Source organism: Brevundimonas sp. NPDC090276 (assembly GCF_044772165.1).
Lineage (GTDB): Bacteria > Pseudomonadota > Alphaproteobacteria > Caulobacterales > Caulobacteraceae > Brevundimonas.
In genome coordinates, this window is the sequence record NZ_JBIVYK010000002.1 from 300,381 (window position 1) to 322,771 (window position 22,391).

At 68.8% G+C, this 22,391-nt stretch carries 22 protein-coding genes; 9 read left to right on the plus strand and 13 right to left on the minus strand.

Features of this window, described 5'->3' with window-relative positions; translation table 11 throughout:
• On the plus strand, positions 1–510 hold the full coding sequence (locus tag ACIQTU_RS07230) for a DUF6173 family protein (RefSeq protein WP_400544523.1): 510 nt from the start codon (positions 1–3) through the stop codon (positions 508–510).
• Here the strand turns inward: ACIQTU_RS07230 and pip are convergent.
• Both pip and ACIQTU_RS07240 read right to left on the minus strand, forming a co-directional pair.
• Positions 507–1,481 (minus strand): prolyl aminopeptidase, encoded by a 975-nt coding sequence (pip, locus tag ACIQTU_RS07235; RefSeq protein WP_400544526.1) that lies wholly within the window; start codon positions 1,479–1,481, stop codon positions 507–509. The two genes, ACIQTU_RS07230 and pip, sit on opposite strands and share 4 nt — an antisense overlap.
• A 30-nt stretch (positions 1,482–1,511) precedes the next feature.
• Positions 1,512–1,883 carry a DUF423 domain-containing protein gene (locus ACIQTU_RS07240; RefSeq protein ID WP_400544529.1) on the minus strand — a complete coding sequence of 124 codons (372 nt, stop codon included), beginning with the start codon at positions 1,881–1,883 and terminating at the stop codon, positions 1,512–1,514.
• A 50-nt stretch (positions 1,884–1,933) separates the two neighbouring features.
• Here ACIQTU_RS07240 and ACIQTU_RS07245 point away from each other — a divergent pair, with 50 nt between their 5' ends.
• Positions 1,934–3,094 carry an MFS transporter gene (locus ACIQTU_RS07245; protein ID WP_400544532.1) on the plus strand — a complete coding sequence of 387 codons (1,161 nt, stop codon included), beginning with the start codon at positions 1,934–1,936 and terminating at the stop codon, positions 3,092–3,094.
• Here the strand turns inward: ACIQTU_RS07245 and ACIQTU_RS07250 are convergent.
• Together ACIQTU_RS07250 and ACIQTU_RS07255 are read right to left on the minus strand one after the other, a co-directional pair.
• The gene (locus ACIQTU_RS07250; protein WP_400544535.1) at positions 3,091–3,684 is read right to left on the minus strand and encodes a hypothetical protein; all 594 of its coding nucleotides are present in this window, start codon (positions 3,682–3,684) and stop codon (positions 3,091–3,093) included. The two genes, ACIQTU_RS07245 and ACIQTU_RS07250, sit on opposite strands and share 4 nt — an antisense overlap.
• 117 nt (positions 3,685–3,801) lie before the next feature.
• Positions 3,802–6,390, minus strand: coding sequence for a tipN (locus ACIQTU_RS07255; RefSeq protein WP_400544538.1), 2,589 nt, complete (start codon positions 6,388–6,390; stop codon positions 3,802–3,804).
• Positions 6,391–6,514: 124 nt separating this feature from the next.
• On the opposite strand from ACIQTU_RS07255, the gene ACIQTU_RS07260 reads away from it, so the two are divergent.
• Both ACIQTU_RS07260 and ACIQTU_RS07265 read left to right on the plus strand, forming a co-directional pair.
• On the plus strand, positions 6,515–6,769 hold the full coding sequence (locus ACIQTU_RS07260; protein WP_400544541.1) for a hypothetical protein: 255 nt from the start codon (positions 6,515–6,517) through the stop codon (positions 6,767–6,769).
• Positions 6,770–6,872: 103 nt separating this feature from the next.
• Complete coding sequence (locus ACIQTU_RS07265; protein WP_400544544.1) at positions 6,873–8,345, plus strand: phospholipase D-like domain-containing protein; 1,473 nt, start codon at positions 6,873–6,875, stop codon at positions 8,343–8,345.
• Here ACIQTU_RS07265 and ACIQTU_RS07270 read toward each other — a convergent pair.
• The 5 genes from ACIQTU_RS07270 to folD form a co-directional block, all read right to left on the minus strand.
• Positions 8,330–9,070: an endonuclease/exonuclease/phosphatase family protein gene (locus ACIQTU_RS07270; RefSeq protein ID WP_400544547.1), complete on the minus strand. Its 741-nt coding sequence runs from the start codon at positions 9,068–9,070 to the stop codon at positions 8,330–8,332. The two genes, ACIQTU_RS07265 and ACIQTU_RS07270, sit on opposite strands and share 16 nt — an antisense overlap.
• 44 nt (positions 9,071–9,114) lie before the next feature.
• Positions 9,115–9,813, minus strand: a complete 699-nt coding sequence (locus ACIQTU_RS07275; protein WP_400544550.1) for a TPM domain-containing protein — start codon at positions 9,811–9,813, stop codon at positions 9,115–9,117.
• Positions 9,813–10,664 (minus strand): TPM domain-containing protein, encoded by an 852-nt coding sequence (locus tag ACIQTU_RS07280; protein ID WP_400544553.1) that lies wholly within the window; start codon positions 10,662–10,664, stop codon positions 9,813–9,815. Before ACIQTU_RS07280 ends, ACIQTU_RS07275 begins: the two co-directional genes overlap by 1 nt.
• Positions 10,665–10,674: 10 nt before the next feature.
• Positions 10,675–11,385, minus strand: a complete 711-nt coding sequence (locus ACIQTU_RS07285; protein ID WP_400544556.1) for a LemA family protein — start codon at positions 11,383–11,385, stop codon at positions 10,675–10,677.
• A gap of 98 nt (positions 11,386–11,483) precedes the next feature.
• Positions 11,484–12,407: a bifunctional methylenetetrahydrofolate dehydrogenase/methenyltetrahydrofolate cyclohydrolase FolD gene (gene folD, locus ACIQTU_RS07290; RefSeq protein WP_400544559.1), complete on the minus strand. Its 924-nt coding sequence runs from the start codon at positions 12,405–12,407 to the stop codon at positions 11,484–11,486.
• 94 nt (positions 12,408–12,501) lie between these two features.
• On the opposite strand from folD, the gene ACIQTU_RS07295 reads away from it, so the two are divergent.
• The 3 genes from ACIQTU_RS07295 to ACIQTU_RS07305 all read left to right on the plus strand — a co-directional run bounded on the left by ACIQTU_RS07295 (position 12,502) and on the right by ACIQTU_RS07305 (position 16,204).
• Complete coding sequence (locus ACIQTU_RS07295) at positions 12,502–14,337, plus strand: PPC domain-containing protein (protein ID WP_400544562.1); 1,836 nt, start codon at positions 12,502–12,504, stop codon at positions 14,335–14,337.
• Between the two features lie 10 nt (positions 14,338–14,347).
• Positions 14,348–15,379: a type 2 isopentenyl-diphosphate Delta-isomerase gene (gene fni / locus ACIQTU_RS07300; protein WP_400544565.1), complete on the plus strand. Its 1,032-nt coding sequence runs from the start codon at positions 14,348–14,350 to the stop codon at positions 15,377–15,379.
• Between the two features lie 63 nt (positions 15,380–15,442).
• On the plus strand, positions 15,443–16,204 hold the full coding sequence (locus ACIQTU_RS07305) for a peptidase (protein ID WP_400544568.1): 762 nt from the start codon (positions 15,443–15,445) through the stop codon (positions 16,202–16,204).
• A 22-nt stretch (positions 16,205–16,226) separates the two neighbouring features.
• On the opposite strand, the gene ACIQTU_RS07310 is transcribed toward ACIQTU_RS07305, so the two are convergent.
• From ACIQTU_RS07310 to hutU, 4 genes are all read right to left on the minus strand, one after another.
• Positions 16,227–16,712, minus strand: coding sequence for a hypothetical protein (locus ACIQTU_RS07310; RefSeq protein ID WP_400544571.1), 486 nt, complete (start codon positions 16,710–16,712; stop codon positions 16,227–16,229).
• Between the two features lie 83 nt (positions 16,713–16,795).
• Positions 16,796–17,437 (minus strand): CatB-related O-acetyltransferase, encoded by a 642-nt coding sequence (locus ACIQTU_RS07315; RefSeq protein ID WP_400544574.1) that lies wholly within the window; start codon positions 17,435–17,437, stop codon positions 16,796–16,798.
• Positions 17,438–17,458: 21 nt separating this feature from the next.
• A complete protein-coding gene (gene hutH, locus ACIQTU_RS07320) occupies positions 17,459–18,991 on the minus strand; it encodes a histidine ammonia-lyase (RefSeq protein ID WP_400544577.1) in 1,533 nt (510 codons plus the stop codon).
• A gap of 4 nt (positions 18,992–18,995) precedes the next feature.
• The gene (gene hutU, locus ACIQTU_RS07325) at positions 18,996–20,660 is read right to left on the minus strand and encodes a urocanate hydratase (protein ID WP_400544580.1); all 1,665 of its coding nucleotides are present in this window, start codon (positions 20,658–20,660) and stop codon (positions 18,996–18,998) included.
• A gap of 89 nt (positions 20,661–20,749) precedes the next feature.
• Here hutU and ACIQTU_RS07330 point away from each other — a divergent pair, with 89 nt between their 5' ends.
• Both ACIQTU_RS07330 and ACIQTU_RS07335 read left to right on the plus strand, forming a co-directional pair.
• On the plus strand, positions 20,750–21,448 hold the full coding sequence (locus ACIQTU_RS07330; protein WP_400544583.1) for a UTRA domain-containing protein: 699 nt from the start codon (positions 20,750–20,752) through the stop codon (positions 21,446–21,448).
• A 5-nt stretch (positions 21,449–21,453) separates the two neighbouring features.
• Positions 21,454–22,344 carry an agmatinase family protein gene (locus tag ACIQTU_RS07335; RefSeq protein WP_400544586.1) on the plus strand — a complete coding sequence of 297 codons (891 nt, stop codon included), beginning with the start codon at positions 21,454–21,456 and terminating at the stop codon, positions 22,342–22,344.
• Positions 22,345–22,391: the final 47 nt, after the last annotated feature.

Below are 22,391 nucleotides of genomic sequence, written 5' to 3' on the forward strand. Positions count from 1 at the left end.
ATGACCGACAAAGCGCCCGAACCCGACGCCATTCCCAAGGCCGACCCTTCTATGTTCTCGGATTGTGGCGACACGCCCTGTCCGCAGCCGGTCATGGCCGATCCCAAGAACGAGGCAGCGGTCCTGGCCGAGGGCGTGCGGATGCGCAACAACCCCGCCGAATGGGCCTTCGTCCGCCTGTCCAAGCTGATCGAGGAGTTCGAGGCCAAGCTGGACAAGGACGAGGAGATCGGGGCCCGTGTCGTCGGCCTGCCGGGCGAGGGCACAATGCAGATCGTCGATGTCGGTTTCTGGGGGCCGGACCTGATCATCTTTTTCGGCCGCAACGCGGACGGCAAGCCAGTGCGGCTGATCCAGCACTACACCCAGCTCAACGTCGTGCTGGCCGCGATCAAGAAGCCCGAGGAGCGCGAGGCGCGCCGCATCGGCTTCCAGCTCAATGAAATGGTGATGAAGACCAACCCGCAGCCGGCCGTCGCTCCGACGGCCGGCGCGGGCGATGTGCGTTAGAGGCTGGCTGCCCAGTCCGTGCCCTTGATCAGGCTGTCGATGATGCCGGGCTCGCTCGACGCGTGGCCGGCGTCACCGACGATGTCCAGCTTGGCCTCGGGCCAGGCGCGGTGCAGGGCCCAGGCGCCCGAGATCGGCGTAACCACGTCAAAGCGACCTTGCGCGATCCAGCAGGGGATGTGGCGGATGGTTTCGATGTTCTCGAGGATCCAGTGCTCGCTGTCGAAGAAGCCGCCATTGGTGAAGTACCAGTTCTCGATCCGGGCGAAGGCCACGGCGAACTCCGGCTCGGCGAACTTGTCGGGCTTGCCCGAGGGGCCCTGGACGCTGACCGTCTCGCCTTCCCAACTGGACCAGGCCACGGCGCAGCGGTTGCGTTCGGCCACATCGTCGCCCATCAGGCGCTTGTTGTAGGCGCCCATCAGGTCCCCGCGCTCGGCCTCGGGGATGGGGGCGACGAAGCGTTCCCAGGCGTCGGGGAAGATCATCGAAGCGCCGTCCTGGTAGAACCAGTGCAACTCCTTCCTGGTCAGCAGGAAGATGCCGCGCAGGATCAGCGCCCGGCAGCGATCCGGGTGCTTGATGGCGTAGGTCATCGACAGGGTGGAACCCCACGACCCGCCGAAGACCACCCATTTGTCGATGCCCAGCATTTCGCGCAGGCGCTCGATGTCGGCGACCAGATCCCAGGTGGTGTTGTCTTCCAGCGAGGCGTTGGGTCGCGACAGGCCGCAGCCGCGCTGGTCGAACATGACGATGCGGTACTTGGCCGGGTCGAAGTAGCGCCGCATCCCCGGATTGACCGCCCCGCCGGGGCCGCCGTGCAGGACGATGACCGGCACGCCGTGCGGGTTGCCGCTTTCCTCGTAATAGATATCGTGGACGCTGTCGGTCTGCATCCAGCCCGAGGCATAGGCTTCCAACTCGGGATAGAGGTCGCGGCGGGGGATGTCGGTCACGGGAAACGCCATGTCAGGAATGAGGATTTTCAGATTGGCCGGTCAGGCGTTGACGATGTGTGAGCGGAACGCCGCGACGGCCAGCACGATCCATCCGGCGATCAACAAGGTCCCGCCGATGGGGGCGATCATGCCCATGACGGGCAGGCTGAGCAGGCCGATCATGGCAAGGGCCAGGCTGAAGATCAGCCCGCCGCTCGCCGCCAGCCATCCCGCGATGCGCGCCGTCTTGCCGCCCACCGCCCAGACGGCGCAGGCCACGGCCAAGACGGCGTGGACCATCTGATACTGGGCACCCGTGGTCAGCAGACTCTTGACTGCCGGCCCTGCGCCGTGGGCGGCGAAGGCGCCAAGCGCCACTGCCATGGCCCCGTTGAAGGCGGCGAAGACAAGCAGGTTGCGATCATGGCTCATGGCCTAATGTCTAGACCACAACTTCGCCGGAGTCTGCTATCGCACCGGCGATGAAGTCCGCGCCGCGCATGGCCCTGCAATACGTCCTGCTGTTCGCCGCCAGCGGCGTGACCTTGCCGTTCGCCGGCCTGTGGTTTCGCGAGCAGGGGCTGAGCGGCGCCGAGATCGGCGCCCTGCTGGCCATTCCCATGCTGGGGCGGATGGTGACCGGCCCGCTGCTGGCGGTCTGGGCCGACGGCTTCAAATACAGGCGCACGCCGATCGCTCTTCTGGGGTTGGCCATGGCCCTGGGCTACGGCGGGGCCGGGCTGGTGCAGGGCTTCGCCGCCTGGGCCGCCTGCTGGTTCGTCGGGGCCACGGCGGCGGCGGCCCTGATCCCGCTCAGCGACGTCATGACCCTGCGCGTCGCCAAACGGGACGGCTTCGATTTTTCCCTGCCGCGCGGTTGCGGCTCGGCGGCCTTCGTGGTCGCCAACATCGGCATGGGGGTGCTGCTGACGCGGGCCTCGCCCGACGCGGTCATCATCTGGATCGGCACGGCGGCTGTGCTGATCGCGGTGACGGCGTGGCGCGTTCTGCCCGCTGAACCGGTCACTGACGGTCCGCGCGTGCCGGGGCTGGAGCGGTTCAAGGGTCTCGGGCGGCTGGTCGTCGATCCGGTCTTCATGTCCGCCATCTTCGCCGTCGGGGCGGTGCAGGCGGCACACGCCTTTCACTACGGTTTTTCGGCTATCGCCTGGAAGGGGCAGGGTATTCCCGAGAGCGTGACCGGTCTGTTGTGGGCCTTCTCCGTCCTGGTCGAGATCGGCTTCATGTGGGTGGTCGAGCCGTGGCGGCGGCGCGCCGGCGTCGGACCTTGGCTGATGCTGTCGATCGGGGCCAGCGCGGCGGTTGTGCGCTGGAGCCTGATGGCCTTCGCCCCGCCGCTGTGGGCGTTGTGGCCCTTGCAGGCCCTGCACGCGCTTAGTTTCGCCGCCACCTATCTCGCCGGGGTGCAGATCGTCGAACGGTTGGCGCCGGCGGACAGCCATACCGCTGCGCAGACGCTCAGTTCCGTGCTGTCGGCGGGGGTGCTGATCGGGCTCGCCACGGCGGCGTCAGGGCCGTTGTACGACGCTGTCGGCCTCAAGGGCTATCTGGCCATGGCGGCGCTGGCGGCGATCGGTGGGCTGGCCGGAGTGCTCCTGCAGTCGCGGCTGGCGAGGCGTTAGGCGGCGCTGGAGCGGGGCAGGGGCGCCAGGTGGCGGGCGATGACCGAGGCCGCTGCCTTGACCGCCACTTGCACCTTGGCGTCCGGGACATTGGACGGCGCGCGGATAAGGCCGATGGCGGGCGAGGCCGCGCCGTCCGGCAGATCGTTCAGAATGCGATACAGGATATAGCTGCCCGCATCCTCCTCGGCGTCCGAGGCGGCCAGGGCTGTCAGGCCTGCAGCGCTCAGATCGCGGACGATCTCGGCGGCGGGGGCGGTGGCGCGAACCACACCGGGGCCGGTGTGGTCCAGCCGCTCAGCCCCGGTCAGGCTCTTGTTTTCGGCGCGGGTCTGCAAGCGGAAGGTGCCGGGATGGGCGGTGCGGCCGACCAGCAGCAGGGCGCCGCATTCGCCGCTGGCGATCAGGGCGCTCAGGCGGGCGGCGAGGGCTTCGGCGGAGACGTCGCCGGATACCGGCAGGGTGCGGGCCCCGACCGGGCTCCAGGGATCACCCGACAGGTCTTCAACCGGGTCCCAGGCGGTAAAGCCGGGATCCCAGGCGCAGATGGCGATGGCGGGACGTCGATCAGGGCGAAGCCCGTTGTCCATATCCAGCAAGGAGTCCACCCTGTGTGACACTAACGCGACAGCGACCGGAACGGTGCGGTCAAACCCGGCGAGAGGTCAAGCCCGCCGGGATAAAATGTGACAGCTTTGCGGCGGGGCCTAGCCGAGGTCGCCGATGGCGGCGTCGAGCAGCATGAAGGCGCGGCCCTCGTCGGTCGCCAGACGCGCCTGCACGTCGTGGGCGTCGCCGCGGTGCGCGTGATCCTGCATCTCCAACCCGAAAGCGCGGACATAGGCATCGGCGTCGGCGCGCAGTTCAGCGTCGGCCAGAATGCGGCGCGAGACGCTGCGCACGGCGGCCGGGGCGACGCGGCGCACGATCTGGCGGGCCCGGTCGGGGTCCTGTCCGGCCAGGGCGCGGGCGGCTTCCTCAATGCGGGCGCGCGGCAGCAGGGCGTTGGGATCGACCCCCATGCGACGGATGGCGGCGGTGATGCGGTCAGCCAGGGCGGCGGCGTCGACCGGCGCCGCGACAGGCGCGTCCAGCTCAAGAGGCGCTTCATAGGCCTCCTGATCGTGATCGTTGGCCAGATCGTTCCAGTCCAGGGCCTCGTCCTTGCCAGGCGTCGGCGCGGGTGACGCGACTGGGCTTTCGTCGCTGGTCGGCTCCAGCCGCAGGCGCCCACGCAGGCCGAACCCGCGCTCCTTGGGCTCCGGCTTGGGCTCGGGCTTCGGCTCGACGGGGCGCGGCTTGTAACGCGGCGTTTCCGGCGCGGGCGTGGACAGCAGGGGCTCGCGGCGGCGGCTGGCCGGGGTGTCGCCCGACACCACGCCCATGACGCGGACGGCCTCGGTCAGCATCTCGTAGTTGCGACGCACACGGTCCTGGAAGCCGGATTCGAGGGCCTCGGTGTCCTCGGCGGCCTTGCGTGAGGCGGCGGACAGGGCGGAGAGGCCGCTTTCGACCGAGGCGCGCACGGCGTTGACGCGGGCGGCGGCTTCTTCCGGGAGGCGGCTGGCGCGGTCGTCCATGTCGGCGACGGCCGTCTCGACCTGGGCCAGGGCGGCGGTCATCCGCTCCAGCGTGCCCTCCAGACGTTCGATGACCTTCTCGCCGGTCAGATCGACCATGTCGGCCGTCTGGTTGACGATCTTGCGGGCGCCGTCGATGCGGGCCTCGGCGGCTTCGTCGGCCTTATGGGCGGCGTCGAACAGGGATTCGCCCAGGCGATCAGCACGGATCTGGGCCTGTTCGATGGCGGCGGTGGCGGCCGCGCGCTGCTCCTCGGCGGTGGCCTGCAGGGCCGAGAGGGCGCGTCGAGTCTCCTCGACCAGCAGGTCGCGGGCCTCGGCGGCCAAGGCCTCGAAGCGGTCCAGCGCCAGCTTGGTGGCGTGGTCGAAGCCGTCGGCCTCGCGCTGCGATAGATCCACAAGGGCGCGGAACTGATCGGTGACCGCCTCGACCTGGGCCTTCAGGGCGTCGCTGACGTCGCCGCTGGTTTGGTTCAGTTCGCTGGCGGCGCTGCGTGTCAGGGACAGTTGCTCGGTGAACTGGGCGCGCTGGCTCTCGATCTGTGCCGAGAAGTCCTCTTGGTCGGTGCGTAGGGCATAGGCGGCGGTGACCAGCGAAGCGCGTTGCTGGCTCAGGCCTTCCTCGACCGACTGGATCTGTTCGGCGACGCCGGTTCCGGCGGTCTCCAGACGCAGCGTCTGGCGGGCCAGGTCATCGGCGGCGGCGCGGGCGGCGTCCTGGGCCTCGTTGGCGGCGGCGGCCAGGTCGGCGGCGCGGGCGGCCAGAGCGGCCTCGGCTTCACGCAGTTGGGTCTGGGCCAGGTCGGAGGCGTCCACCACCATGCGCGACTGGCGCTCGACGGCGTCGACGACGCCGGTCGCCTGGCTGTCCAGTTGCACGCCGAGGGCACCGAGTTGCTCGCGTTCGCGGCCCAACTGATCCGTCAGGCGGCGGGCGGTGCGACCGGCGCTCTCAGCGGCCTCGTTCAGGCGGACGGTTTCCTGGGCCAGGACCTCGCGCAACAGGGCCATGTCGTTGCGCGCGCGCTCGGCGGCCAGGGCGGCCTGATCGATGTCGCCGCGCAGGGAGGTCAGCACCTGACCCGTCTGATGGGCGGCCAAAGCGGTCGGCCCGACCAGGGCCTCGGCCATGTCGCGGGCGCGGCGCGTCTCGGAGGCCAGATTGGCGCCCTGACGCACCGCGTGGGCCAGCATGATGGCCAGACCGGCAGGGGCCAGGGCGATCAGGGCGTAGACGGCGAGCCGCAGGGGCTCCAGCTCGACTGCGCCTGACCCGAACTCATAAGCGAACCAGGAGGCGACGCCGCCGATCCACAGGGCCGAAGCCAGGCCGGCGATCATATAGGGGTTGCCGCCGGGGCGCGCGGCGGGGGCGCGGCGGCTTGAAGTCGGGGCGGCGATGGGGGCGGGCGGCGGCGCTTCGTCGACGACGGCGGGCGGCGCATCGGCCGAAACCGCAAACGGGGGCAGGTCGGACGCGGGCTGGGCGTGCAGGGCGGCGGCGCGCTCATCGGCCAGTCGCTGTTCCTCCAGCAGGCGGCGACGACGGCGCTCGGACATGGGGCGCTCCGGCTCGGGCGCGCGTTCAAGCTCCAGCGCCTCTTCTTGCGCGAACTCGGGCGTATCGTCGGCGGGGACGACGTGGACGGATTCGTCGGGGCCGTCGCCCGGTTCCGGGTCGGAAAGGTTGAGCGGCGGCCGATGGCTGGACTTCATGGGGCGTCGATCTCGATCACTATTCGCCGGAAACGCGGCGAGGGCGCGCGGAGGGATTGGACCCTAGCGGCTCGATCCGGTCGCGCAAAGGCTCGGACGCAGGGATTCAGTGGGAAGATCGGGGATGATCGCCGCTGAAAAGGCCGTATCAGCAGTCGCTGGGCGCAGCGACCGTGATGGTGGCGGCGGGCTTGTCCTTGCAGTCCTGTACGCGCTGAATCTCGCGATCAGCGTGCTGTGGCGCATGCAGATCGACGCCAAACTGCGACAACGCCGCCGCAGCGAGCATCGCAATCAGGCCAGCCAGCATTTCCAGCAGCATTTGCATGGCCGCGTTATGGCAGACGCGGGCTGGTTTTACAATGAGGCGGCAATATGAAGCGGGGCCATTGATCGAGGGGCGTGGAACGAAAATCATGGCAGCGTCACTGTAACAACGGACGCTGGGCGGATCGTCACGCGAATCAGGCAGCTAGGGCCGCATGCACGACCAGGGCGACACCTATGAAGGCAGCCTGCTCGATCCCGGGCGCGACTGCTGGCGCGTGGCGACGGCGAACCGTTTCACGCCGCTGATGGAGAACAACGCCTATTTCGACGCCCTGGCCTCGGCCTTGCAGAAGGCGACCACTTCGATCGTCATCCTGGGTTGGCAGTTCGACCCAAGGACGAGGCTCGATCCTGAATCTCCGCTGACCGACCGACGCGGCGAGATCGGCCATCAACTGCGGATGCTGGTGCGCGAGAAGCCCGAGCTGGACGTGCGGCTGCTGATCTGGAAATCGCCGCTGCTGATTGCCGCCTCGCAGGGTTTTTATCCGCACAAGGCGCAGCGCTGGTTCCGCAAGCGCACGGTCGAGTTCCGCCTCGACAAGCCCGGCATTCTGGGCGCCTGCCACCATCAGAAGGTGATTGTCATCGACGATAAGGTGGCCTTCTGCGGCGGCGGCGACATCGCCACGGACCGCTGGGACACCGCCGAGCATTTGGACAACGATCCACGCCGCTGCCAGCCCACGGGCCTGTTCAGCGCCCCTCGGCATGAGGTCATGTGCGTGATGGACGGACCGGCGGCCTTGGCTCTGGGCGACCTGGCGCGCGAGCGCTGGTACCGGGCCACCTGGGAGCGGACCTTGCCGGATCAGGTTGAGAGCGATCCCTGGCCCGACGGGGTCGAGCCGAGCCTGATCGACGTGCCGGTCGGCATCGCCCGCACCGAACCGCGCGTGCGCGGCCGGCCCGAGGTGCGCGAAAACGAGGCGCTTCACCTGGACTCCATCCGCCGGGCCAGACGGCTGATCTATCTGGAGAACCAGTACTTCACCTCGCCGGTCATCGCCGCCGCTCTGGCTGAACGGCTGGCCGAGCCGGACGGGCCGGAAGTGGTGCTGGTTTCGACGGGACGCAGTCCCAGCTGGTTCGACAGTCTGACCATGGATACGGCTCGCGCCGAGGTCCTGTACCGGCTGGAGCAGGCCGATCGCTACAATCGCTTCTTCGCCTTCAGCCCCCGCACGATCGGCGGCGACCGGATCATCGTCCACGCCAAGATGTCGGTGATCGACGACCGTCTACTGCGGATCGGCTCGACCAATCTGAACAACCGCTCGCAGGGGCTCGATACTGAATGTGACGTGGCCGCCGAGCCGACGACGGAAGAGGGGCGCGAGGCGGTGAGGCGTTTCCGCCAGCGCTCGATCGGCCACTTCCTTGGCGTCTCAGGCGAGGACTTCGCCCAGGCTGAGGCGGTGATGGGCTCGGTCGGACAGGCGGTCCAGACCTTCGGCGCGGACCGGATGACGGTGCTGGGGTCGGACCCGCCCAGCGCCGCCCAGCGCATGATCGCTGAATGGCAGTTGGGCGATCCCGGCTCGTCGATGGACGCCTGGCGGCCGTGGAAGCGGTTGAACCGCTCGCATCGGCCCCGACTTAAAGGGCCTCAGGCAGGCGACTGAAACTCGAAGTCGATCGCGAGCGGCAGGTGGTCCGAGGCCGTGCGCGCCAACGGGTGCAGCGGGGTCATGGCGCCTGTCACCCGAATTTCGGGGCTGACGAAACAGTGGTCGATGCGGATGGCGGGAAAGCTGGAGGGGAAGGTCTTCACGGAGGGTTTCAGCCCCAGTTGGCGCTGAGCGTCGGCCAGCCGCCGCGTCAGGGCATGATAGGGCCGGGTGATCGAGGTGGCGTTAAAGTCCCCGGTCAGCAGGGTCGGCCCCATGCAGCGCGAATCGCCCAGCCAGTCCGGCCCCACCAGGGCCGCCGCCTGCATCCGCTGCTCGCGCGGCACCAGACCGAAATGGGTGTTGAAGACGTTCAGGATGGTCCCGTCGAAATCGATGGCCGACCACAGGGCGCCGCGCGGCTCCAGACCCCGCAGATTGGGCAAGGTCGGCAGGGCGGCGGCGCGGATCAGGCGTTCAGGCCGCGCCGTCAGGATGGCGTCGCCATAGAGCTCGGCCTCGATGGTCATGGCCGGATGGAAGTGGAAACCCATCGACAGGCGCTCGGCGATGGCGTGGGCCTGATCGACGCCATTGGTGCGGGCGCGCCCGACGTCCAGTTCCTGCAGGCAGACGATGTCCGGCTCCAGCTCGGCGATGACGGCGGCTATGCGCGCTACGTCCAGCTTGCGGTCGACGCCGACGCAGCGGTGCACATTATAGGTGACGAGTCTGGGCATGGGTCCTTGTCGGCGCGGTCGATCCCGCCGCCGGTTTATCCGGTTTAGATGACAACCAGACGGTCGGGGACCTCGTTGATATCAGCGGCTCGCGGCGGAAACTGTTCCGCCAGAACCTGACCACACAGGGCGATGGCCTGCTGCATGCCTTCGACCGGCTGATCGCGGCGCAGGCCGGCGGTCAGGGCCGCGACGGTGTCGGCCCAGACCTCGGGACTGACGCAGGCGTGGATGCCTTCGTCGGCGATGACCTCGACCTGATGATCGGCCAGGGCGGCGAAGATCAGCACCCCGGTCCGCGCCTCGGTGACGTGCAGACCGTGCGCCAGGAACTGCTGCATGGCGGCGCGGCGGACGCGGGTGCGACGCAAGGCGACGGGGGTGAGCAGCCGCCGCACGGCGGGGATCAGGCTCAGCAGGAAGACGCTGAGGAAGACCGCCGCCTGCACCAGGGCGTAGGCGGCCAGGGCCTGTCCGATCTCGACCTCGCGCGCAGCGGCATGGGCCGCCTGCCAGTCGGCGCTGCCCAGACCCGCCAGATTGGGCAGCCACTGGGCGCCGAAGCCCAGGGGGATCAGGCCCAGCGGCAGCAGCAAGGCCGCCGCCGCAGCCCAGGCCAGGCTGACGTCGCGATAGGACGACACCTGCCGCGCCACGACGCAGAAGATCTCGCCCGAGGTGTTCGCCTCGGCGCGGGCGATGGCCTCGGCTACGCGGGCGTGGTCGTCGGTCGTGAACTGCATCACCATCCCCCCGAGGCGCCGCCGCCGCCGAAGCCGCCGCCGCCTCCGCCAAATCCACCGCCGCCGAAACCGCCTCCGCCGCCCCAGCCGCCGCCTCCGCGACCGCCGCGGCCCTGGTTCTTCAGCGCTTCGCTGGCGGCCCAGATCAGAATGGGGGTCAGGCCGTCGCCTTTTCCGCGACGTCTGCGGCCGCCCGCTGCCGCCCCGACCAGGCTGATGAACAGGAAGAAGAAGATCAGGAAGATGATCAGGGCGGGCAGGATCGGCTTCTCGCGCTCGCTGGCCGCGCTTTTCGCCTCGGCCGCGCGGGCCTGGGCCTCGGCCGGATCGGCGGTCAGCTGGGCGATGATGGCGTCGGTCCCGGCAATGATGCCGGCGGCGTAGTCGCCCGTGCGGAAGGCCGGCAGGATGTCGTTGCGGATGATCAGCGAGGAGTAGGCGTCGGTCAGCACCCCCTCCAGGCCATAGCCGACCTCGATCCGCACCTTGCGCTCGGTCGGGGCGACGATCAGCAGGGCGCCGCCGTCGTTTTCCTTCTGACCGATGCCCCAGTGTCGGCCCAGTTGATAGCCGAAGTCCTCGATCTCCTGATCCTGAAGCGAGGGCAGGGTGACGACGACCAGTTGATCGCCGGTCTGCTGTTCCAGCGTGGCCAGCTTGCCGGTCAGGGCCTGTTCCTGTTCCGGCGTCAGCAGCTGGGCGTCGTCGACCACACGCCCTGTCAGGGCCGGGAACTGAATCTCGGCGGCCAGGGCGGGCAGGGCCGTTAGCCACAGGACGAGGCCGAGCAGCAGGGCCGGGATCAGACCCGACGCTGGCCGGTCCCTCACGGCGAGGGCGGAAGGGGTCATGTCAGACGGGTCAGGCCGCCGGAGCGGCCGCCGGAGCCGCCGCAGGCGGCGGCGAGCCGGGTGCGGCCCCGGGCGTGCTGGCGGGCGCGCCGCCACCGGGTTGGGCGCCGGGAACGCCGAGGTTGAAGTTCACGCTCGGGGCGCTCTGGGCCTCGGCGGTGGCGGTGAACAGCTGCATCGGCTTGGAGCCGCCATGCAAGGTCTTGGCCCAGATCACCGTCGGGAAGGTGCGCAGGCTCGTGTTGTAGTCGCGCACGGCCTCGTTGTAGTCGCGACGCGCCACGGCGATGCGGTTCTCGGTGCCTTCCAACTGCGACTGCAGGGTCAGGAAGTTCTGGTTGGCCTGAAGCTGGGGATAGGCCTCGACCGTCACCAGCAACCGCGACAGGGCGGACGACAGTTCACCTTGCGCCTGCTGGTACTGCTGGAAGGCGGCAGGGTCGTCCAACTTGGAGGCGTCGATGTTGACGCTGGTGGCCTTGGCGCGCGCCTCGATCACCTGGGTCAGGGTGGTGCGTTCCTGAATGGCCGCGCCCTGGACGGTGGCGACCAGGTTCGGCACCAGATCGGCCCGGCGCTGATACTGGCTCTGCACGTCGGCCCAGGCCGCCTCGGCCCGTTCCTGCTTGGTCGGAATGGTGTTGTAGCCGCAACCCGCCACGGCGGGGGTCAGGACGACGACGGCGGCGACGGCCGCGAGACGGGGCGAGAATCCAGCCATGAGATATGTCCTCTGGGGCGGTCGGCAGGACCGCTGATCCGCTAAAGACTATCGGAGCCGAAAGGCTCCGCTTCAAGGCCGGATTTTTCGTAAAAGGCTCAGCTGTTCAGGTCTTCCGGCGTCACGCCCGCGGCGCGGCAGGCGGCGGTATAGGTATTGGCCAACAGGCAGGCGATGGTCATGGGGCCGACGCCGCCGGGGACCGGGGTGATGCGCCCGGCGACCTCGACCGCCTCGGCGAAGTCCACATCGCCGACCACGCGGGTCTTGCCCTCGGCGGCCTTGACCGGGTCCTTGGAGGGGACACGGTTGATGCCCACGTCGATGACGGTGGCGCCCGGCTTGATCCAGTCGCCCTTGATCATTTCCGGGCGACCCACGGCGGCCACCAGAATGTCGGCGGTGCGGCACAGGGCGGGTAGGTCGCGCGTGCGCGAGTGGGCGATGGTGACGGTGCAGCTTTCACCCAGCAGCAGCTGCGCCATGGGCTTGCCGACGATGTTGGAGCGCCCGACGATGACGGCGTTCAGACCTGACAGGTCGCCGAGTTGGTCCTTGAGCATCATCAGGCTGCCCAGGGGGGTGCAGGGGATCATCCCAGGCAGGCCGACCGCCAGGCGCCCGACGTTGACCACGTGAAAGCCGTCCACGTCCTTGTCCGGGTCGATGGCGCCGAGGACCGACGCCGAATCGATATGCTTCGGCAGGGGCAGTTGCACCAGAATGCCGTGGATGCCCGCGTCGCCGTTCAACTGCGCGATCAGGGCCAGCAGTTCCTCCTGCGTGGTCGTGTCGGGCAGGCGGTGGGTGTCCGAGCGCATACCGGCCTTCAGCGTCGTCTCGCCCTTGTTGCGGACATAGAGCTGGCTGGCGGGGTCTTCGCCGACGATGACCACGGCCAGGCCTGGCTTGACGCGATGGGCGGTTTCCAGCCGGGCCGCGGCTGCGGCCACGCGCGACACCAGGGTCTGCGAGAAGGCCTTGCCGTCGATGAGCGAGGCGCGGGCGGGTTCGTCAGCCATGATCGGCTCCAAGGGCTTGGGAACTGGAAAGCGTGGCCGCGATTTACAGCCGCTGCGGTTCGGCGTCTATGATAGCGCCAGCAAAGAGGTTTTCATGCGTCATTCTCAGTTCGCGGCCCTGTTCGGGGCGGTCAGCGCCATCGCCCTGCTGTCGTCCGGCTCCGTCTTGGCCCAGACCGCGACCGACATCCGTATCGGCGCCGAGGTTCGCGGACGGCTGGAAGAGGGGGACGCGCGGACCCGCGGCGGCGACGCCTACCGCTATGACGACTATCGGGTGCAACTGAGCGCCGGTCAGCGCTTGCAGGCCGAACTGCGCAGCAGCGACTTCGATTCCTTCCTGGCCATCTACGCCGAAGGCCGCACCTCGGGCGAGCCGCTCGCGACCGACGACGACGGCGCCGGCAGCGGCATGAACGCCCGCCTGCGCTTCACGCCCGAGACCGACGGCGTCTATATCGTCCGCGCGCGGCCCTATTCGGGTCTGGCAAGCGGCGCCTATACCCTAGCGCTCAGCGAGCGGGTGGCGCCGCGCCAACCGCGTCCGGGACGGATTTCCGTCGGCGGCGACGTGTCGGGCCGCCTGACCAGCGGCGACGCAGAGGATGAGGATGGCAACGTCTTCGACGCCTACGCCTTCCGCGCCAACGCCGGTGATCGCGTGGCGGTGTTGCTGGAATCCGACGACTTCGACCCGGTGGTTCGCGTGGGCCGTGTGGTCAACGGCGCCTTCGTGCAGTCGGCCCAGAACGATGACGGCGCGGGCAAGGGCCTGAACTCCTATCTGGTCTTCACGGCGCCCCAGGCCGGTGAATATGTGATCCAGGCCGCCTCGATCAGCACCGGCGCCGAGGGCGACTATCGCCTGTCGCTGGAGCAGGGGCCCCCGGCCCCCGCAACCCGGCCCATCGCCATAGGCGACGAGGTCAGCGGCCGTCTGGACGAGGACAGCGCCCAGAGCGATGCCGGCGCCCCCGCCGATCTCTATCGCTTCACCGGCCGCGCCGGGCAGCGCGTGGCTATCAGCCTGAAGGCCGATGATTTCGACAGCTACCTCGAACTGTTCGACGCCAACCACAACAGCCTGGCGACCGACGATGACAGCGGCGGCGAACTGAACGCTCGCCTGACATTCGTCCTGCCCGACGACGGCGACTATCTGATCGAGGCGCGCGGCTTCTCGGACGCTACGGGCAGCTACGACCTGAAACTGGAAGAGGTGGCCCCGCCGCCGCCGCCGACCGCCATCAGCTTTGGCCAGACGATTCAGGGCGACCTGAAGGAAGGTGGCGCGACCGACGACGCCGGGCGCCTGTTCGACGGCTACGCCTTCAGCGGGACCGAGGGGCAGCGCGTTCAGGCCATCATGCGCTCCGGCGATTTCGACGCCCTGTTGCAGGTCGGCAAGGCGGGCGAGGAGTTCGAGGAGCTGGCCAGCGACGATGATGGTCTGCGTCAGGGCACAGACGCCCGCCTGACCTTCACCCTGCCTGAAGACGGCGACTACATCCTTCGTGCCCTGCCTTATTCCAGCAGCGGTAAGGGGCTGTATTCGCTCGAGTTTGCAGATCGGGGGCCGGAGCCCGGTCCGGGCAGCCTGCTGGTCGGTTCGACGGCGCGCGGCAGCCTGAGCGACAATGACGCCATGAACGACGAAGGCGTCTCGTTCGACGCCTACACCTTCAAGGCCAAGGCCGACGAGAAGCTGCGCTTCACCATGATCTCCCCTGCCTTCGACGCCTTCGTCGAAGTGGGCGAGGACAAGGAGGGCGACTTCCGCAGCCTGGCCGAGGACGACGACAGCCTGTCGGACACCCACGCCCGTCTCGACTGGACCGCGCCGCGCGACGGGACCTATGTCGTGCGCGCCCGCAGCTTCGCCGCCGGATCGACCGGCGACTATGTCCTTATGGTCGAGCGCCAGCCCTGAGGTTGCGCAGATGAGCGACGACCTGATTCTGGGCCGCAAGGACCAGCACCTCGACGTGGTGCTGTCTGGCGGCGGGCGGCACGCCCTGGCGTCGGGCTTTGATGACTGGCGCTTCGTCCACGAGGCCTTGCCGGATCTGGACCACGCCAAGATCGACCTCGGCGCAGACTTCCTGGCGCGGCGGCTTCAGGCCCCCCTGCTGATCAGCGCCATGACCGGCGGACCTGCGCGGGCCGAGGCCATCAACGCCCGTCTGGCCGAGGCGGCGCAGCATCTGGGCATCGCCCTGGCCGTCGGCTCGCAGCGCGCGGCCATCGAGGGCGGGGCGACCGGCGGGCTGGATCGCTCCTTGCGCGACCGGGCACCCGATACGCCGATCCTGGCCAATATCGGCGCGGCCCAGTTGACGCGCGGTTTCGGCGTCGATCAGGCCCAGCGGGCGATGGACATGATCGGGGCCGACGCCCTGGTGGTGCATCTGAACCCCTTGCAAGAGGCCTGTCAGCCTGAGGGCGACCGCGACTGGTGGGGCGTCGGCGCGGCGCTTCAGGCCCTGATCCGCGATCTGGACGCGCCGGTCATCGTCAAGGAGACCGGAGCGGGCATATCCGCCGTCACCGCCCAGCGCCTGATCGCCATGGGCGCGGCGGGCGTCGATGTGGCCGGGGCCGGCGGCGCCAACTGGGGTCTGATCGAGGGCGAGCGCGCGACCGAGGCGGTGGACAAGGCCCACGCCGCCGCCTTCGCCGCCTGGGGCATCCCCAGCGCCCGCGCCATCGCCGAGGCCCGCAACGCCTTGCCCGACGCCCTGATCATCGGCTCAGGCGGCGTCCGCGACGGCGTCGATGTGGCCAAGGCCGTCCGCCTGGGCGCCGACGTGATAGGCATGGCCTCGGGCGTCATTCAGGCGGCGACCGTCTCCACCGAGGCGGTGGTCGCCCACTTCCAGACCGTGATCCGGCAACTGCGTACGGTCTGCTTTTGCACCAACGCCGCCAGCGTGGCGGCGCTGAAACGCGTGCCCTTGCTATGTGTAAAATAAATCAACTGTTTAGGCGCTCAGATTAAGGCGCTGTTTCGGAACATCCACGGAGACTCCCCCTCTATGCGCACTCTTCTGATGACGACGGTTCTGGCTTCGGCTCTGGCCGTCGCCGGCGCGGCCTCGGCCCAGAGCAGCATCCGCCCCGGCCAGACGATCCAGGGCAACTTCAGCGCCAAGGACGCCCGCATGGGCGACGGCTCGCACTACCGTTGCTACGTCATCCAGACCAACCCGAACGAGGCCTATACGGTCACGCTCAGCTCTTCGGACTTCGACACCTATCTCTCGGCCGGCGCTGGCGCCGACTGCGACGACACCTCGGTGTCCAACGATGACGGTCCCGACATGGGCACCAACTCGCAGGTCCGTTTCGCCTCCAGCGGCGGCCTGTGGATCATCAAGGCCAACACCCTGAGCGAGGGCGAGACCGGCCGCTATGAGCTGCGCGTCTCGGCCGGCGAGCGCATCCGTCCGACCACTCAGGTCCTGCCGATTTCGGTCGGTGAAAGCCGTTCGGGCCGTCTGGAGTTCAGCGACCGTCGCGCCGACGACGGCTCCTTCTACGACTGCTACGCCCTGACCATCGCGCGCGCGGGCAGCGTCGCCGTCCGTCTGGATTCGGGCGACTTCGACGCCTATCTGGGCCTCTATGAAGGTCCGCAGTGCGACGGAGACTCCCTGGCGACCGACGACGACAGTGGCGGCGGCACCAGCGCCCAGATCGTGCAGAACCTGCGCCCTGGCACCTATTCGATCCGCGCCAACACGCTCAGCTCGTCGGAAGAGGGCGATTACACCCTGAGCGTCACCTCGCGTCGTTGATGATGCGGCGGCCTCGACGGCTCTAGTCGAGGCCACTTTCGTCCCAGGGGGACGTATTGGCGGGCGCGTTCGGCGACGATGCGCCCGCATCCCCTGCAGCCGCGTCGGCCAGGGGCTGATCGAAGCCGTAGCTGTAGTCGTGCGGCTCCAGCCGTGGCGGGGCGGTCGGTCGCAAGCTTGTCCACACCAGACCGCCCTCGACTGGTGGCGGCGGCTCAAACGAGGGCTCGGGGTCCGCCCAGGCGTCGTCGAGATAGGCGTATTCCGCATCGAGGATAGCGGGCGGCTGCAACTGCTGCGGGTCGTGGATGTAGCCGTCCCGCAATTCGCCGACCGCGATGATGGAAGGGGCCGGAAGGTCGGGTTCTCTCGGCGCGACCACCTCGATATGCATGACGCCGCCGACCACATCGCGATGGGCGATGGCGGTGGAGTTCCACGCCGCCCAACCCCCGGCCGTGAAAGCTGTGAGGCCGAGCGCCAGTCCGCTGGCAAGAACGCCCTTCATGCGGATGGCTCCGATCGCACGCGAGGAAAACGCCGCGCACATCCTGAAACGATCAGAGCCTGAGGAGGTTCACGCCGAAGGCTTCAGCGATCCGCGTCGTAGGCCGCGACCGCTTCGCGCAGCGCCTGCGGGTCGGAGGCCGTCAGCAGCGGGCGCAGGACCTCGAACTTCTCCTGCGGCCAGTCGTAGATGCGCAAGCCTAGCAGCATCGCCGTCGTGTTGGCGTCGAACCGGCTGCGAACCGGCTTGGCCGGGTTGCCGGCGACGATGGCGTAGGGCTCGACGTCTCGCGTGACGATGGCCCCTGAGGCCACTACGGCGCCTTCGCCGATGGTGACGCCCGGCATGATCATGGCCCGCATGCCGATCCAGGCGCCGTCCTCAATCCGCGTGTCGCCCTTGCCGACATAGGCGTCGCCGATGACCTCAAGGAAGGGATAGAGGCTGAACCAGTCGGTGCGGTGGGTGTGGTTGCCGCCCATCAGGATGACGGCCTCGGCGCCGATGCAGACATAGTCGCCGATGTGCAACTGATCGACCGGCCACTGGGATTCCCAGGCGGCCAGGCTGTAGGCGTCGCCATAGAGGTAGCGCACGACGCTGGACTGGAAATCGCCGGTCCAGGCGTCGCTGTAATAGGAGTGCTGACCCCGCACATGGATGTTCGGGTTGGTCACGCTCTGGTGGAGATACTCCACCTTCGACCAGTGCTTGATGGTGTCCATGTGCGGGGTTTTAGCCCGGATTTACGCTGAGGGCAGCAGGTCGCCGGCGAAGGCGCGGTAGCGACCGGCCCGCACCCCGTCCGTTGCGCGGGCGATGTCGGGCGCGAAGTAACGGTCCTGGTCATAGGCAGGGGCCGCCTCGCGCACGATGGCGTAGGTCTGCTCCAACTCCGGCGACGAGGTCAGCGGACGACGGAAGTCGATGCCTTGGGCTGCGGCCAGCAGTTCGATGCCAACCACGGTCGCGGTATTGGCGGCCATGTCCAGCAGGCGACGCGCGCCGTGGGTGGCCATCGACACGTGGTCTTCCTGATTGGCGCTGGTCGGCACGGTGTCGATGACGCAGGGGTGGGCGACCATGCGGTTCTCGGCCACCAGGGCCGCCGCCGTCACCTGGGCGATCATGAAGCCCGAGTTCACGCCGCTGTCCTTGACCAGGAAGGCGGGCAGATCGGTCATCTTGGGGTCCACCAGGATCGAGGTGCGACGCTCGGAGATGTTGCCGATCTCGCACAGGACCATGGCAATCTGGTCGGCGGCGTAGGCCACGGGTTCCGCGTGGAAGTTGCCGCCCGAGATGACGTCGCCGTCCTCGATAAAGACCAGCGGATTGTCGGTCACGGCGTTGGCTTCACGCTCCAGCATGGCGGCGGCGTTGCGCAGCACGTCCAGCGTTGCGCCCATGACCTGCGGCTGGCAGCGCAGCGAGTAGGGGTCCTGCACCTTGGCGCAGTCGTGGCGGTGGCTGTCGCGGATGGCGCTGCCGGTCAGCAGTTCACGCAGGCGACGGGCCACGTCGATCTGACCCGGCTGACCGCGCAGGGCGTGGATGCGATGGTCGAACGGCGCGTCCGAGCCCAGCAGGGCGTCGACCGACAGGCCGCCGGCGGCGACGGCGGCGGCGAAGACGTCCTCGGCGGCGAACAGGCCGGTCAGGGCCAGGGCCGTCGAGCACTGGGTGCCGTTCAGCAGGGCCAGACCTTCCTTGGGGCCCAGGACGACCGGCTTCAGACCGGCCTTGGCCAGAGCCGAAACCGCGTCCAGCGTCTGACCCTGATAGCGGGCCTCGCCGACGCCGATCAGGACGCAGCTCATATGGGCCAGCGGGGCCAGATCGCCCGAGGCGCCGACCGACCCCTTGGACGGGATCAGCGGTAGGATCCCGGCGTTGACCATGCCGATCAGGGTCTCCAGCGTGTGACGGCGAACGCCCGAGGCGCCCTTCGACAGGCTGGCGATCTTCAGCACCATCAGCAGGCGGGTGACGTTTTCGTCCAGCGGCGCGCCGACGCCGCAGGCGTGGCTGAGCACCAGGTTCTTCTGAAGGGTTTCAAGGTCTTCCGCCGCAATGCTGGTGTTGGCCAGCAGGCCGAAGCCGGTGTTGATGCCATAGACCGTGCGCCCCTCGGCCAGGATGGCGGCGACGACCGCGGCCCCCTTTTCGACATTGGCCCAGGCGGCGTCGGTCAGGCTGACGGCGACCGGGCCGTTCAGGGCGGCGCGAAGCTGGGCGAGGGTGAGCGGCGCGGCGCCGATTTCGATGGTGGTGGTCATAGGCTTACAGGTCCAGCGAGGGCAGGTTCAGGCCGTGTTCGCGCGCGGCGTCCTTGGCGATTTCATATCCGGCGTCGGCGTGGCGCATGACGCCCGTGGCCGGGTCATTCCACAGGACGCGCTCCAGCCGCTTGGCCGCTTCCGGCGTGCCGTCGGCGACGATGACGACGCCCGAGTGCTGCGAATAGCCCATGCCGACCCCGCCGCCGTGGTGCAGCGACACCCAACTGGCGCCCGACGCCGTGTTCAACAGGGCGTTCAGCAGGGGCCAGTCGCTGACGGCGTCCGAGCCGTCCATCATGGCCTCGGTCTCGCGGTTCGGACTGGCGACGGAGCCGCTGTCCAGATGGTCGCGGCCGATGACGATGGGGGCGGAAAGCTCGCCCGAGGCCACCATCTCGTTGAACATCAGACCGGCGCGGTGGCGGTCGCCCAGGCCGATCCAGCAGATGCGCGCTGGCAGGCCCTGGAAGGCGATGCGCTCGCCCGCCATGTCCAGCCAGCGGTGCAGGCCGGCGTTGTCGGGGAAGAGCTTCTTCATCGCCTTATCCGTTTTGCGGATGTCCTCGGGATCGCCCGACAGGGCGGCCCAGCGGAACGGTCCAATGCCGCGGCAGAACAGCGGGCGGATATAGGCGGGCACGAAGCCGGGGAAGTCGAAGGCGTTGCTCACGCCCTGATCGAATGCGACCTGACGGATGTTGTTGCCATAGTCGGTGGTGGGGATGCCCTGGGCGTGGAAGTCCAGCATGGCCTGAACGTGAACAGCCATGGACTGACGCGCGGCGGCCTCGACGGCGGCGGGGTCGCTGACGCGCTTTTCCTCCCACTCGGCGACGGTCCAACCCGAGGGCAGGTAGCCGTTGACCGGGTCGTGGGCGCTGGTCTGATCCGTCACCAGATCGGGGCGGACGCCGCGCTTGACCATTTCAGGCAAAAGATCAGCTGCATTGCCCAAGAGGCCGATCGACAGGGGTTTCTTGTCCTTGAACGACTGCTCCAGCAGGGCCAGGGCTTCGTCCAGGGTTTCGGCCATGACGTCGACGTAGCGGGTGCGCAGGCGGAACTCGATGCGGCTGCGCTGGCACTCGATGGTGATGCACGACGCGCCGGCCATGGTCGCGGCCAGAGGCTGGGCGCCGCCCATACCGCCGAGGCCCGCCGTCAGAATCCACTTGCCCGACCAGTCGCCGTCATAGTGCTGGCGACCCGCCTCCATGAAGGTCTCATAGGTGCCCTGAACGATGCCCTGCGTGCCGATGTAGATCCACGACCCGGCGGTCATCTGGCCGTACATGGCCAGACCCTTCTTATCGAGCTCGTTGAAATGCTCCCAGGTCGCCCACTTGGGCACCAGGTTGGAGTTGGCGATCAGCACGCGCGGGGCGTCTTCGTGGGTGCGGAAGACGCCGACCGGCTTGCCCGACTGGACCATCAGGGTCTCGTCGGCTTCCAGCTTTTGCAGTTGCTCGACGATGGTGTCGAAGGCCTGCCAGTTGCGGGCCGCCTTGCCGATGCCGCCATAGACGACCAGGTCCTCGGGGCGCTCGGCCACCTCGGGATCGAGGTTGTTCATCAGCATCCGCATGGCGGCTTCGGCCGCCCAGGTCTTGGCGGTCTTTTCAGACCCGCGCGGGCTGCGGATGATGCGGGTGTTAGGCGTGGCCATCGAATCCTCCATGCGGCGTCGGCCGCCGTCGTGTGTTGGGCTCAGTGTTATGTCTAGACATTATTGCGCGCAAGGGGCAGTTTCGATTCATGGATCAAGAGCCGCTTCATCGACGGATCGCCGGCGACATCGAGCGCCGCATCGCCTCGGGCGAGTGGCGGCCGGGCTTCCGTATCCCGACCGAGGCCGAGTTGACGGCCGAATACGGCTGCGCCCGCATGACCGTGTCGCGCGCCATGACCGACCTGTCGGCGCGGGCTCTGGTGGTGCGCCGTCGTCGCGCCGGGACCGTGGTGGCGCATCCGCCAGTGCACTCTTCCGCGCTTGTCGCCATCCCCGACATCCAGTCCGAGGTTGAGGGCAGAGGGCTGGCCTATGCTCACCGCCTGCTGGGCCGCATCGTCCGCCCGGCGCGCGCCGACGAGGGCCTGGGCGAGCGGGTGATCGAGTTGGAGACCCTGCATCTGGCCGACGACCTGCCCTTCGTCTTCGAGCGCCGCCTGATCTCGCTGAGCGCCGCGCCCGAGGCCGAGGCCGCTGACTTCAACGCCCAGCCGCCCGGCGGCTGGCTGCTGGCCCACATGCCCTGGACTGAGGCCGAGCACCGCATCTCCGCCGTCGGCGCCGACCCCGAGACCGCGACCCATCTGGGTCTGGCCGACGGCGCGGCTTGCCTGCGGCTGGAGCGCCGCACCTGGCGCGACGGTCAGGGCGTCACCTGGGCGTGGCAGACCTTCCCCGGCGCGGCCTATGATCTGGTCGCACGCTTTTCCCCGACCAAAGGATGACCTCGATGAGCCAACCGTCTGAAGCCCTGGGATGGCGCTCTGTCGGCGATCTGGTGGGGAACCATCCCGATGCCCCCGTCGCCCTGATCGGCGCGCCGCTGAACGAGCGGTCGCTGACGCCGGGCCGCTGCGACCTCGGCCCCAGGACCCTGCGCGCCGTCCTGCCGCGCCTGTCCACCTATGACGTCGAGACGGGGCTGGAACTGGAGATCAAGGTCCATGACGCTGGCGACGTGGCGCTGAAGGCCGTCTCGCCCTTTGACGCCTTTGAGCCCGTGCGCGACGCTGTGGCGGCTCAGGCCCACCGCGCCCTGACAATCCTTGTCGGCGGCAACAACGCCATCACCCGGCCCGGCGTTCACGCCCTGGGCCTCGACCGCGTCGGCGTCCTGACGCTGGACGCCCATTTCGACCTGCGCGACACGGATCAGGGCCTGACCAACGGCAATCCGATTCAGGCCCTGCTGGATGACGGCATGGACGGCCGTCGCATCAGCCAGGTGGGTCTCGCCCCCTTCGCCAACACCCGCCGCGCCCATGAAAAGGCTGAGGCCGCCGGCATCAGCGTCCGCACCGCCCGCGAGTGCCGCCAGCGGGGTCTGGCCACCGTGGTGGTCGAGGAACTGGAGCGCCTGTCGTCCCTGTGCGAGGTCATCTACGTCGACTTCGACATCGACGTCATCGACCGCAGCCAGTGGCCCGCCAGCCCCGGCGCCCGCCCCGGCGGGGTCTCGGTCCACGACTTCTTCGACGCCGCCCGAGCCATCGGCGCCTGCCCCAAGGTCCGCGCCGTCGACCTGACCGAATACGACCCGTCGCTGGAAATCGGCGACCTCGGCTCCCTGACCGCCGGGCGCTGGTTCTGCGAAATCCTCAGCGGAGTCGCCGCGCGATGATCTCCCTTTCCGCTCATCCCCGCGGAGGCGGGGACCCAGTGCTTTGG

What these genes read in the sequence shown, in the direction of transcription:
- hutH (WP_400544577.1), bottom strand. Translation starts at nt 18,991, where the DNA reads ATGACCACCACCATCGAAATCGGCGCCGCGCCGCTCACCCTCGCCCAG.
- ACIQTU_RS07265 (WP_400544544.1), top strand. Translation starts at nt 6,873, where the DNA reads ATGCACGACCAGGGCGACACCTATGAAGGCAGCCTGCTCGATCCCGGG.
- ACIQTU_RS07230 (WP_400544523.1), top strand. Translation starts at nt 1, where the DNA reads ATGACCGACAAAGCGCCCGAACCCGACGCCATTCCCAAGGCCGACCCT.
- ACIQTU_RS07255 (WP_400544538.1), bottom strand. Translation starts at nt 6,390, where the DNA reads ATGAAGTCCAGCCATCGGCCGCCGCTCAACCTTTCCGACCCGGAACCG.
- ACIQTU_RS07275 (WP_400544550.1), bottom strand. Translation starts at nt 9,813, where the DNA reads ATGCAGTTCACGACCGACGACCACGCCCGCGTAGCCGAGGCCATCGCC.
- hutU (WP_400544580.1), bottom strand. Translation starts at nt 20,660, where the DNA reads ATGGCCACGCCTAACACCCGCATCATCCGCAGCCCGCGCGGGTCTGAA.
- ACIQTU_RS07285 (WP_400544556.1), bottom strand. Translation starts at nt 11,385, where the DNA reads ATGGCTGGATTCTCGCCCCGTCTCGCGGCCGTCGCCGCCGTCGTCGTC.
- pip (WP_400544526.1), bottom strand. Translation starts at nt 1,481, where the DNA reads ATGGCGTTTCCCGTGACCGACATCCCCCGCCGCGACCTCTATCCCGAG.
- ACIQTU_RS07270 (WP_400544547.1), bottom strand. Translation starts at nt 9,070, where the DNA reads ATGCCCAGACTCGTCACCTATAATGTGCACCGCTGCGTCGGCGTCGAC.
- ACIQTU_RS07335 (WP_400544586.1), top strand. Translation starts at nt 21,454, where the DNA reads ATGAGCCAACCGTCTGAAGCCCTGGGATGGCGCTCTGTCGGCGATCTG.
- ACIQTU_RS07330 (WP_400544583.1), top strand. Translation starts at nt 20,750, where the DNA reads ATGGATCAAGAGCCGCTTCATCGACGGATCGCCGGCGACATCGAGCGC.
- ACIQTU_RS07295 (WP_400544562.1), top strand. Translation starts at nt 12,502, where the DNA reads ATGCGTCATTCTCAGTTCGCGGCCCTGTTCGGGGCGGTCAGCGCCATC.
- ACIQTU_RS07310 (WP_400544571.1), bottom strand. Translation starts at nt 16,712, where the DNA reads ATGAAGGGCGTTCTTGCCAGCGGACTGGCGCTCGGCCTCACAGCTTTC.
- ACIQTU_RS07315 (WP_400544574.1), bottom strand. Translation starts at nt 17,437, where the DNA reads ATGGACACCATCAAGCACTGGTCGAAGGTGGAGTATCTCCACCAGAGC.
- ACIQTU_RS07250 (WP_400544535.1), bottom strand. Translation starts at nt 3,684, where the DNA reads ATGGACAACGGGCTTCGCCCTGATCGACGTCCCGCCATCGCCATCTGC.
- fni (WP_400544565.1), top strand. Translation starts at nt 14,348, where the DNA reads ATGAGCGACGACCTGATTCTGGGCCGCAAGGACCAGCACCTCGACGTG.
- ACIQTU_RS07245 (WP_400544532.1), top strand. Translation starts at nt 1,934, where the DNA reads ATGAAGTCCGCGCCGCGCATGGCCCTGCAATACGTCCTGCTGTTCGCC.
- ACIQTU_RS07260 (WP_400544541.1), top strand. Translation starts at nt 6,515, where the DNA reads ATGATCGCCGCTGAAAAGGCCGTATCAGCAGTCGCTGGGCGCAGCGAC.
- ACIQTU_RS07280 (WP_400544553.1), bottom strand. Translation starts at nt 10,664, where the DNA reads ATGACCCCTTCCGCCCTCGCCGTGAGGGACCGGCCAGCGTCGGGTCTG.
- folD (WP_400544559.1), bottom strand. Translation starts at nt 12,407, where the DNA reads ATGGCTGACGAACCCGCCCGCGCCTCGCTCATCGACGGCAAGGCCTTC.
- ACIQTU_RS07305 (WP_400544568.1), top strand. Translation starts at nt 15,443, where the DNA reads ATGCGCACTCTTCTGATGACGACGGTTCTGGCTTCGGCTCTGGCCGTC.
- ACIQTU_RS07240 (WP_400544529.1), bottom strand. Translation starts at nt 1,883, where the DNA reads ATGAGCCATGATCGCAACCTGCTTGTCTTCGCCGCCTTCAACGGGGCC.